Origin of the sequence: Streptococcus sp. 4155 (genome assembly GCF_013276695.1) — a bacterium.
GTDB classification, from domain to species: Bacteria; Bacillota; Bacilli; order Lactobacillales; family Streptococcaceae; genus Streptococcus; species Streptococcus pseudopneumoniae.
The window spans coordinates 1-10,602 of record NZ_VMLM01000068.1; the positions used below are offsets into that span (position 1 = coordinate 1).

General features: G+C 40.1%; 9 protein-coding genes. 1 reads left to right on the forward strand and 8 read right to left on the reverse strand.

Going from position 1 to position 10,602, the window contains the following annotated elements; genetic code table 11:
- The coding region (locus HT715_RS08530) for a site-specific integrase (protein WP_172922910.1) at nucleotides 1-419 on the forward strand (419 nt) is incomplete at its 5' end.
- Between the two features lie 184 nt (nucleotides 420-603).
- Here HT715_RS08530 and sodA read toward each other — a convergent pair.
- From sodA to HT715_RS08570, 8 genes are all read right to left on the reverse strand, one after another.
- Nucleotides 604-1,209 (reverse strand): superoxide dismutase SodA, encoded by a 606-nt coding sequence (gene sodA / locus HT715_RS08535; protein ID WP_050208028.1) that lies wholly within the window; start codon nucleotides 1,207-1,209, stop codon nucleotides 604-606.
- Nucleotides 1,210-1,388: 179 nt separating this feature from the next.
- Nucleotides 1,389-1,595 carry a hypothetical protein gene (locus HT715_RS11990; protein ID WP_233053217.1) on the reverse strand — a complete coding sequence of 69 codons (207 nt, stop codon included), beginning with the start codon at nucleotides 1,593-1,595 and terminating at the stop codon, nucleotides 1,389-1,391.
- 75 nt (nucleotides 1,596-1,670) lie between these two features.
- On the reverse strand, nucleotides 1,671-2,708 hold the full coding sequence (holA, locus tag HT715_RS08545; RefSeq protein ID WP_000879648.1) for a DNA polymerase III subunit delta: 1,038 nt from the start codon (nucleotides 2,706-2,708) through the stop codon (nucleotides 1,671-1,673).
- A 33-nt stretch (nucleotides 2,709-2,741) separates the two neighbouring features.
- Nucleotides 2,742-3,677 carry a dihydroorotate oxidase gene (locus HT715_RS08550; RefSeq protein ID WP_000255155.1) on the reverse strand — a complete coding sequence of 312 codons (936 nt, stop codon included), beginning with the start codon at nucleotides 3,675-3,677 and terminating at the stop codon, nucleotides 2,742-2,744.
- Nucleotides 3,678-4,124: 447 nt separating this feature from the next.
- Nucleotides 4,125-5,315 carry a methionine adenosyltransferase gene (gene metK, locus HT715_RS08555; protein WP_023935808.1) on the reverse strand — a complete coding sequence of 397 codons (1,191 nt, stop codon included), beginning with the start codon at nucleotides 5,313-5,315 and terminating at the stop codon, nucleotides 4,125-4,127.
- 213 nt (nucleotides 5,316-5,528) lie between these two features.
- Entirely contained in the window at nucleotides 5,529-6,872 is a 1,344-nt protein-coding gene (locus HT715_RS08560) for a DEAD/DEAH box helicase (protein WP_050208023.1), read from the reverse strand.
- Nucleotides 6,873-7,072: 200 nt separating this feature from the next.
- Nucleotides 7,073-7,888, reverse strand: coding sequence for an endonuclease/exonuclease/phosphatase family protein (locus HT715_RS08565; RefSeq protein ID WP_000670821.1), 816 nt, complete (start codon nucleotides 7,886-7,888; stop codon nucleotides 7,073-7,075).
- 51 nt (nucleotides 7,889-7,939) lie between these two features.
- Nucleotides 7,940-10,120 (reverse strand): PTS transporter subunit IIBC, encoded by a 2,181-nt coding sequence (locus tag HT715_RS08570; protein WP_081005453.1) that lies wholly within the window; start codon nucleotides 10,118-10,120, stop codon nucleotides 7,940-7,942.
- Nucleotides 10,121-10,602 lie beyond the last annotated feature (482 nt).

Genomic DNA, 10,602 nt, shown 5'->3' on the forward strand with positions numbered 1-10,602 from the left:
AAGTCACTACCCCTAAAACAAAATCAAGCGTTAGAATGATTGACTTGGATAATAAGACGGTACTCATGCTGCGGCTTTACAAAAATAGACAAGCGCAAGTTGGTAGAGAAATAGGCTTGACTTATGAAAAAGTATTTTCTAATTCCTTTGACGAATATAGAGACGCTAGGACGCTTAGGCATAGACTTGAGAAACATTTAAAACTTTCTGACTGCCCTCGTTTAACATTCCACGCCTTCCGCCATACTCACGCTAGTATCTTGCTCAATGCTGGACTGCCTTACAAAGAAATACAAACAAGGCTTGGTCATTCTCAAATTTCAATAACCATGGATACTTATAGCCACTTGTCCAAAGACAACAAGAAAAACGCTACTTCATTTTATGAAAAAGCCATTGAAAAATTAAAAAGTTCCTAAAAAGTCCACAAAAAGTTTAAAAATCCATTAGCTCAATTGTGAAAAGTAGCTATATCAAAGGCTTTGCACGCCCTATTTGAAATTTAGCACGTTTCTCATAAAAATGAAAAAAGTCTAACGATTTTGTCAGACCAGAATCTTATAACCTAAAAAAGAGAAGAACAATTCTTCCCTCCAACTATCATTATTTAGCAGCTGCGTACAATTCATCTACTTTATTCCAGTTGATTACTGAAAAGAAAGCTTTGATGTAGTCAGGACGCACGTTGCGGTATTTCACGTAGTAAGCATGTTCCCAAACGTCCAAGCCCAAGATTGGTTTTTTACCTTCTGAGATTGGTGTGTCTTGGTTTGCTGTTGAAGTCACTTCAAGTTTCCCTTCTTTGTTGACAACCAACCATGCCCAACCTGAACCAAAACGAGTTGTTGCTGCTGCAGTGAAGGCTGCTTGGAATTCTTCAAGTGAACCAAATGTTGCATCGATTGCTGCTGCCAGTTCTGCTGAAGGAGCTGTTTTCTCGGGAGTCATCAATTCCCAGAAAAGAGCGTGGTTCAAGTGTCCGCCACCATTGTTGATAAGTGCTTGACGGATATCAGCTGGGATAGATTCTACATCAGCAAGCAAGGCTTCAAGGTCTTCACCGATTTCAGGGTGTTTTTCTAAAGCTGCATTGGCATTGTTGACATAAGTTTGATGGTGTTTGTCATGGTGCAAATGCATTGTTTCCGCATCGATGTATGGTTCCAAAGCGTCGTATGCATATGGAAGTTCTGGTAAGATAATAGCCATCTGTAATACCTCTTTTTCTTTCTATATGAAAATGATAACGCAAACATTCACTTTTTTCAAGTTTTTTGCTTATAGATAAGGAAATCACTGACATACTTTCTAATAATACTCTTCGAAAATCTCTTCAAACCGCGTCAACGTCGCCTTGCCGTAGGTATATGTTACTGACTTCGTCAGTCTTATCCGGCAACCTCAAAACGGTGTTTTGAGCTGACTTCGTCAGTTCTATCTGCAACCTCAAAACGGTGTTTTGAGCTGACTTCGTCAGTTCTATCTGCAACCTCAAAACGGTGTTTTGAGCTGACTTCGTCAGTTCTATCTGCAACCTCAAAGCAGTGCTTTGAGCAGCCTGCAGCTAGTTTCCTAGTTTGCTCTTTGATTTTCATTGAGTATAAAATAAGCAAATCAGCAAGAAACCCACGACAAGATAATCCTGACGCGGGTTGTAGTTTCAACAAATGTCAATTGACCTGACTAGCAATCTGTAAGAGTGCCTTTTCAAAAAGGAAACCTTTTTCATAGAGTCCTGTCTTAATCTGATAGTCTGTCTCAATCAAGTAGGAAATTACTTGCTTCAAAAAGCTCAAAGAAAGTCCTCTTGAATCTCTCAGCGCAAACTTGATTTGATAGGGATTAGGATTGCGTCCGAGAAAACTTCCTAGACTACTTGCAATCTGAGATTCTGTTTGCCCAGACTCCGCCAAAATCTTCACCTGAGTAAAAGTCCGAAATTGTCCTAGCATGACTGCAATCAGTTTGATTTCATCTTCACCTTGCAAGGTCAAATCTCTAACCAAATCGCGCGCCTGATCCATCTTTTTAGTCAGAATAAACTGAGTTAAATCAAAAATATTGTCCTGTAAGGTCTTGGGAATTGCGTTAACAATATCCTCTTCCTCGATAACAGAGTCTTCCTTATAGGACTGTAAAAAGAGGAGATTTTTCTGGATTTCGCTAAATTGAAAACCCGACTTGACGAGAAGATTTTCAAAAGAATTATTGGTAAACTGCAGACCTTCTTTCTGGCTCCACTTTTGGAAATACTGGCGTAATTCTTGTTCTTTGGCTTCTACTGCATCAAAGACCTTGGCATCACGCTTAAGTAATTTTACCAGCCGTCTTTTGCTATCCAGCTTTCCTTCCGCAAAGATCAACAACTTGGTTGTTGGTGAAGGGTTATCAAGGTATTCCTCAAACGACTTGAGTTCATCATCTGTTAAAAAGCGTTTCTTGGCTGTTGTGATATCTACAAAATGGTCTAATATCACGATTTTCTCATCCGCAAAGAAAGGAAGGCTGACTAACTCCAGTTCCACATCCTTGTAGACCACTTCTTTCATATCAAAGTAGGCAAAGTTGAGATCAGCAGAATCATAGCCAATCTGTTTCAATACTTGACTCTTCATCACTTCAAACTGACCCTGATCTGTCCCTGTAAAAAGGCTCAGGCTAGGTAAATTTGATAAAGTCAACTTCTGACTCTCTTCAATGGCTAGCATCTTCTCTCCTTTCTTCTGATTTTTCGATTTAATTTAGTCAATATAGCGCAATTTCCCACGGAAATCTTCTAAGCTCTCGTATCCTTTTTCCGCCATGATTGCTTTTAGTTCATTGGTAATGCGGTCAAAGGCACCGACGCCTTCTTTGTGAAGGGTGGTTCCCACCTGCACCATACTCGCTCCACAGAGAATATGTTCAAAGGCATCACGACCAGTCAACACGCCACCTGTTCCAATGATTTGGATCTGGGGATTTAAGCGTTGATAAAAGGCGTGAACATTAGCTAAAGCAGTTGGTTTGATGTATTCTCCACCAATTCCACCAAAACCATTCTTAGGCCGAATAACGACAGATTCGTCTTCTATATAGAGGCCGTTTCCGATAGAGTTAACGCAGTTGACAAACTTGAGCGGATACTTGTTGAAAATAGCTGCCGCTTGGTCAAAGTGAACAATATCAAAATATGGTGGCAATTTAATTCCAAGAGGTTTGGTGAAGTAGGCAAACACCTCTGCCAAAATCCGGTCTGTTGTCTCAAAATCATAGGCAATCTGAGGTTTACCTGGAACATTTGGACAGGAAAGATTTAGCTCAGTCAGACCACGAAAATCACTCTCTTGGACTTTTTTCAAGATAGTATGGGTTTCCTCTGGAGACATTCCAACCAGAGATAAGAAGAAAGTTCGGTTTGGCTCTTTTTCCTGTAAATCCAAAAGATAATCCAAATAATAGTCTAAGCCCTTATTTGGCAAGCCCATAGAATTGATAGAACCAAGTGGGACATCTTGATAGCGTGGCTCAGGATTTCCCTGACGAAAGTCCAAGGTTGCTGTCTTAGTAACAAAGGTTCCTGCCGCTGAGTTTTTGACCTCTTCTAACTCCTCTATCGTCATACAAGCCACACCTGCTGCATTCATCAAGCAATTGTCAAACTCAAAACCAGCAATTTGTGTTTTCGTTGATACCATGATTCTAATCCTCCAGATTCTTTTTATTGCTAATATTATACCATAATTTTAATTCTAGGTTTACTAGATTCTGTGGTTCTATCTATTTATTCGGAAAAGAAAGTCTAGTGCAGAAGTCATGTTATGGAAACAGCTAGTGTATTGGAAGTTTGAACAAGACTTGGGTCACAGACTTTTGAATGAAGTCCAAGCAACAAGGAGAAATCTCAACCATGAGTCCATTCCATGACTCTGTTGCTCTAGAAAACCTTGCAATAGTCAAGTGATAACGAATAAAACTTTGGATTGAAATATCTCCATGATTATCTATTACGAGGAGAAATCTCAACCTTTGGCATTTTTAAAGAAATACATGTAAATCTCTACTTTCGCAAAATGGATTTTCAGAACAGTATCCCAGTATAGTTAAAAACTATAAAAAAGAGAGGAAGTCCCCCTCTTAAGATTTTATTTGACTGCTTCTTTTAAAGCGTCTACCTTGTCCAAACGTTCCCATGGAAGGTCAATATCTGTACGTCCCATGTGTCCATAAGCTGCTGTTTGACGGTAAATTGGACGCTTGAGGTCCAGCATTTGGATAATTCCTGCAGGGCGAAGGTCAAAGATTTGACGGGCTGCTTTTTCAAGCTTGCTTTCAGCTACTGTTCCTGTACCGAAAGTATCGATACGAACAGAAACAGGTTGGGCAACACCGATAGCGTAGGCCAATTGAACTTCTGCCTTCTTAGCAAGACCGGCTGCAACGAAGTTCTTGGCAATATAGCGAGCTGCATATGAGGCAGAACGGTCCACCTTAGTCGCATCCTTACCAGAGAAGGCACCACCACCATGACGAGAGTAGCCACCATAAGTATCTACAATAATCTTACGACCAGTCAAACCTGAGTCCCCTTGAGGACCACCGATTACAAAACGACCTGTCGGATTGATAAAGAATTTTGTCTTATCATCGAGATAAGAAGATGGAATAACTTCTTTGATGACCTTGTCAATCACATCTTGATGGATTTGTTCATTAGTAGCCTCTGGATCATGCTGAGTAGAAATAACGACTGTATCTACACGTACCGGACGGTCATTTTCATCGTACTCAACTGTAACTTGTGATTTTGCATCTGGACGGAGATAGCTAATTTCTCCAGATTTACGAAATTCTGCCAGACGACGAACCAACTTGTGGCTGAGAGAAATTGGCAATGGCATGAGCTCTTCTGTTTCATCCACTGCAAATCCAAACATGAGCCCTTGGTCTCCAGCACCAATCAAATCAAGTGGATCTTGGTCTGCGTTCCCACGAACCTCCAAGGCTTCGTTAACACCTTGAGCAATATCTGGTGACTGCTCAACAAGTGACGGATGAACTCCCACCGTCTCAGCAGAAAATCCATATTCTGTATTGGTATAGCCAATCTCTGCAATGGTATCTCGAACCACACGGTTAATATCCACATAGGCATTTGTAGAAATTTCACCAAAAACGTGGACGGAACCAGTATAGACAGCTGTCTCAGCAGCAACGTGCGCCTCTGGATCCTCTGCTAAAATAGCATCCAAAATCGCATCTGAAATTTGGTCTGCAATCTTATCTGGATGCCCCTCAGATACAGATTCAGACGTGAATAATTTACGTTCTGACATAAAAATGTCCCCCCTTAAAAATAGTGTTATAGAGTTACAAAGTACTGGTAGGAAAACTCTTAGTGATAAATGCCTACCATCTTATCGGGACTATATAACTTTATCATTATACCATTTTTTAGCGCAATTTGCAGTCTTTAATGTGATATTTCGGTTTAGATAGTTCGTTCTCATAAAGCAAAAAGTTGGAGTTCAGTACTCCAACAATTTCTATTAAAATGTTTGGCGTTTCGCTTTACGCTCTGCACGACCGCGAGCGCGATTTTCAGCACGCTTGGTTTTGCGGCGCTTTTCATCAACCGCCCATTGAATTTTCTTCTTATAACCCGGTTTGACTTTTTTCTTTTTCTTTTTGACCAGACCAATCATTTCAATATCAAGCTTATCTTGCTTCTTCTCACGATTAGCACGACGATCACGGTCATAGGTATCTTGGAATTCTCCATCTTTGACCATCTTAGGAGTAAACTTGATTCCCAATTTCTCCAACTCACGGATATCCGAGTCATCACTTGGCTGATAAAGGGTAATGGCTGTGCCTGGTAGGCCATTTCTTCCAGTACGACCAACTCGATGAACAAAGAAGGACAAATCTTGCGGAATGGCATCATTGATGACATGGCTGACACCTTCAATGTCAATCCCACGCGCTGCCAAGTCTGTTGCGACAATGTACTCAAAATCCAGATTTTTCACCTGATTCATGATACGCTTGCGCTCACGAGGGGCAATATCCCCATGAATTTTTGCCACCTTCAAGCCTTGAGCAGTCAGGTAAGAATGCAATTCATCAGCACGCGTTTTAGTGTTAACAAAAATCATTGCCAAATACGGTTGCATCAACTGAGTCAACTGGTAAATTTGAGCATTCTTATCACGTCCCTTAGTAGAAATCAACCAATTATCAATGGTATCAGAAATGATCGTTTTGGTCTTGATTTTCTCCATAACTGGATTTGATAAGTATTTTTTCAAGAATGGTTGCAGTTTTTGCGGAATAGTCGCTGAGAAGACCATGAATTGCAAGTCTTTTGAAAGACTGCCAGCAATCTTATCAACAGTTTCCAAGAATCCCATATCCAAGGTCATGTCTGCTTCATCAACAACAAAGGTCTTGGCCTTGTGAATAGCCAAATCACCGGATTTAACCAAGTCGTAAATACGGCCTGGTGTTCCAATAACAATATGAGGCTGATTGCTTGCCAATTTCTCAATCTGACGAGCCTTATCCGTACCACCCACATAATTAACCACACGAACTTCCACGTCTGAGTGGGCAGCAATCTGACGGGCTGCTTGGTAAATTTGAGTAGCCAACTCACGACTCGGTGCAGTAATCACTGCCTGTACACTATCGCTAGCTTCATCTAATTGCTGGAAAATCGGTAACAAGAAAGTGTGAGTCTTACCTGAACCTGTTTTTGATTCTCCAACCAAATCTCTACCTGCCAAAACAATAGGAATCAATTTGTCTTGCACCTCTGTTGGAGCTGTAAATTTTAACTCCTCCAAGGCCTCTCTAATATAGTTTTTAAATTGAAATTTCGTAAATGACATAATATCCTCTATTCTATCTATCTTATCAATTATACCATATTTTATTCCATTACAGTAGTCTCACTTATTTAGGCTATTTCCAGTAGCTTCTCTAATAATAAAAAGGCTAGAATTTCATGGTTCCAACCTCTTTTCATACTCAATGAAAATCAAAGATCAAACTAGGAAACTAGCCGCAGNNTTTCGAAGAGTATCAGTTATTATTTCCAGTTTAAAATAGCACTCAAGCCATAGTGATCACTGACTTGTGGACTCTTGTTACCATCAAATACGACATGTAAATTTTCCACCGCTAACTCTTTGGTAGTAAAGACATAATCGATTCGAAGGGGTTCAGTGTTCCCTTTCCAGCCATCAATTTCTGGTGGAACGGTATAGCTACCGCTTTTCTCTTGAGCAACTTCAAAAGCGTCTTGTAAGCCTAATGGACTAGCCAAAATAGCTTGGTAGCCTTCCTGTCCAGCTGGGTTGTTGAAATCTCCAGCTAGTAAAAGTGGCTTGTTCAATTCTTTCAAGACATTCTCAAATCGTGCCCATTCTTCTTGGAAACCTTTATCCCACCAAGAAAGGTGGACACTTGCAACTGCAAGCTCCTTACCATCAACTACAGTTTCAGCCAAAGCAACACGACGAGTATGATAGTCTGTTGGATCATCCACATCTGAAACCAAAATTTCTCTGGCTTCAATAGGTTTTTTAGACAAGATAGCTACACCTTCATGGTAGCGATCATAACCGATATGGTTATAGGCCCAAGTCCAGTAGTAATTTTTCCCTTGCTCAGACAACTTTTCAACCAAGAGTCTAACATAGTGATCTTGGTGAATAGGCTCAGCTGCTGGCAAAGCTTGATAAAGGTCATTAACCTCCACCTCTGGCGAAGTGATCTCCTGATTGATTTCTTGGAAACAAATCAAATCATAGTCTTTTTCAAGAATATCCTCAAGCAAAATCTGGAATTTTTCCTCTGCTTCTTTTTCCATCCAACTGTGAGTATTGAGTGTTAAAAATTTCATGCTTTTCTCCCAAAATAAGAGGTTGGAATACAGCTTCCAACCTCAAGTATATTACAATTCTACTTTAGCAACTGCTGTTTTAGCTGCAAGAGAACCTGTTTTTTCTAATTTAACTGATTTAATTGCATCACCATTTGTGAAGACAACTACTGTTGAAGTTTCACGTCCTGCTGCACGGATAGCATCCAAGTCAGCTGTGACAAGAAGATCTCCTGCTGCAACTTTTTGTCCTTCAGCAACATGAACTGTAAATGGTTTACCTTCAAGACTTACTGTGTCCAAACCAATGTGAACCAATACTTCAAGACCTGCTTCAGTCACAATACCAAGAGCATGTTTTGTTGGGAAGATGCTTGATACAGTACCTGAAACTGGAGATACAATGTTTCCATTTGCAGGTTCTACTGCAAATCCATCACCCATCATTTTTTGAGCAAATACTGGATCTTTTACTTGTTCCAAAGCAATAACTTGACCGTCTGCTACTGAGTAAACTTCCTCAGTAAGACCTTTGAAGTGAACAGTGTTTTGTTGTGCTTCAGTCATTTGGCTTGGAAGAGTTTCAGGAATGATTTCACCTGAATCAAGGATATCTTGGATATCAGATTTCAATACGTCAGCTTTTGGTCCGTAGATAGCTTGAACCCCTTGTCCTTTCATGACAAGACCCATAGCTCCTTCTGCTTTCCATTGCTCTGCATTTCCTACTTTATCTGCATCTTTAACAGTTACACGAAGACGAGTCATACATGCGTCAACATCAACGATATTTGCACGTCCACCAAGAAGGTTGATGATGTTTACAGCTTGAGAGCCTGCTGCAACTTTCACTTCGCTACTAGATTCTTCTGAACCTTCAGCAGTTTCGTAGTTTCCGTTACGCCCTGGAGTTGCGTAGTTGAATTTTTGAATCATGAAGTTTGCGATAAAATACATGATTACGGCAAAGAGAACAGTTACCCAAACGAAGTTAATGATATCCATACCGATACCAGCACTGATTGCAATAGGTGTACGAGTCAAGAACTCGATTGAACCGAATGAGTGCATACGTAGGTTTACAACGTCAGCCATAGCGAAGGCAGCACCTTGAACAAGTGAGTAAACAAGATACATAGGTGTTGCAACGAACATGAACATGTATTCGATTGGTTCAGTAACCCCTGTCAAGAATGTTGCAAGAGCTGTCGCAATCATCATACCTTTGTATTTATGTTTCTTGTCAGTATCAACATTACGGTAGATAGCCACGATTACACCCATCAAGATACCGAATGACCCGATCATTTGTCCAACTTTGAAACGAGCTGGGTGAACAGTATCTAACAATTGTTGGTAGTGACTTGCATCTGTACCTTTAAGATTAACAAGGTCTGTTACCCATGCAAGCCATAGTGGGTCTTGACCAAATACTTGAGTACCTTTAGCTGCACCAGTTAAAATGTCATAAGTACCACCAAGAGCTGTGTAGTTCATTGGGATAGTCAACATATGGTGAAGACCAAATGGCAAGAGCAAACGTTCCAAAGTACCATACAAGAATGGTGCAAGGATTGGTGCAGTTTCTTGTGAGTTGGCAATCCAAATACCAAAGCTATTGATACCAGTTTGCACAAGTGGCCAGAAAGCTGAAAGTAGAATTGCAGCAATTACTGAACGAAGAATAACTACAAATGGTACAAAACGTTTTCCGTTAAAGAATGAAAGTGCATCAGGAAGCTTACGGAAGTTATAGTATTTATTGTAAGCAGTTGCTCCAATAAAACCAGAAATAATCCCTACGAATACACCCATGTTAAGTGCTGGAGCTTCCATAACACTAATGAAGTAATCAGCAACTTTGATTGATCCACCAAAGAGAGTTGTTACCATAGCTTCTGGATTCTTCAACATGTCTCCTGATACACCAAAGATTGTACCAGTGATACGGTTGATTAGGATAAAGGCAAGACCTGCCGCAAACGCACCACCAGCACGTTCCTTAGCCCAGCTTCCTCCAATAGCGAGGGCAAACAAGATATGAAGGTTAACGATAACCCCCCAACCGATTTGCTCTAGGACACCACCAGTAATAACGAGTGGAGCAAAGTTAGGGTTAATCATCACGATAGACTTACCGATTGAAATCATCAAACCAGCAGCCGGCATAACCGCGATAACCACCATCAAAGCCTTACCGAATTTTTGCCAAAATTCGAAAGACAAGACATTTTTGAATGTATCTTTCATCATTCAAATCTCCTTTATTTTTATTTAGGCAAACGTTTTACGAAAACGTTTGCACCTTTTATGATTTAATTATACCACTTTAATTTTTTTTGTAAAGGCTTTTATTCAAAAAAATCCTCTTTTTTCAAAAATTTTCTAGGTTCTAAATTTCAAGTTCAAATTATCCATCAAGAATCTTCTCTGAGCAACTTCTTTATACTCTTCGAAAATCTCTTCAAACCACGTCAGCGTCGTCTTACCGTATATATGTGACTGACTTTCTACAACCTCAAATCAGTATTTTGAGCATCCTGTGGCGAGCTACCTAGTTTGCTCGTAAGCGCGTCATAACAAGGTATCTATCATTCATGGAAGACCTCCTGTATACTATTAGTAAAGTAAAACTATTGGAGGATATTTTAATGCCACAACCTATTGTTCCTGTAGAGATTCCACAATCTCGTCGTTTTGATTCTAAAAAGAGAAATGATATTCTGCTTAAAATT